This window comes from Marinitenerispora sediminis, assembly GCF_003336425.1.
GTDB classification, from domain to species: Bacteria; Actinomycetota; Actinomycetes; order Streptosporangiales; family Streptosporangiaceae; genus Marinitenerispora; species Marinitenerispora sediminis.
Window position 1 is genome coordinate 1 of the sequence record NZ_QEIO01000370.1, and the last position, 432, is coordinate 432.

The 432-nt window shown below is 71.1% G+C and carries 1 protein-coding gene; it reads left to right on the forward strand.

Annotated elements, in window-relative coordinates:
* Positions 1 to 258: helix-turn-helix domain-containing protein (locus tag DEF28_RS26865; protein ID WP_114446278.1), on the forward strand; the 258-nt coding region annotated here is incomplete at its 5' end.
* Positions 259 to 432 lie beyond the last annotated feature (174 nt).

Below are 432 nucleotides of genomic sequence, written 5' to 3' on the forward strand. Positions count from 1 at the left end.
ATGTTGATATGCGAAACTGTCGCCATGACCGCCAGTGACCTCACCGAGATCCGCGCAGCGAACGCCGAGATCGACAAGGCCAAAGAGCAGGAGCGACTCGCCCGACTCGAACTCGGACGCGCCATCGCCCGCGTGCGAGCGCGCGGAGTGAAACAGTCCGACATCGCCAAGGAACTCGGCATCACGCGGGAGCAGGTACGCCGGCTCGAAGACGCAGCCCGCAAAGCCGACGAAGGGGAGACGCAGCCCGCCTCCTGACCGCGCGCACCCACACTGCCCCGACCGCCGATCGCGAGCCGGGTCTTTCGTATGCGCGGGGACATATGGCCTCCAAGGGGGCCCGGGGCCGACAGGCCCCGGGCGTTGGTCAGGCGTGGGCGGGCCGGCGTCCGGCGGTGCGGCCGGGCTCCGGGTGGCCGGCGAGCCGGGCCG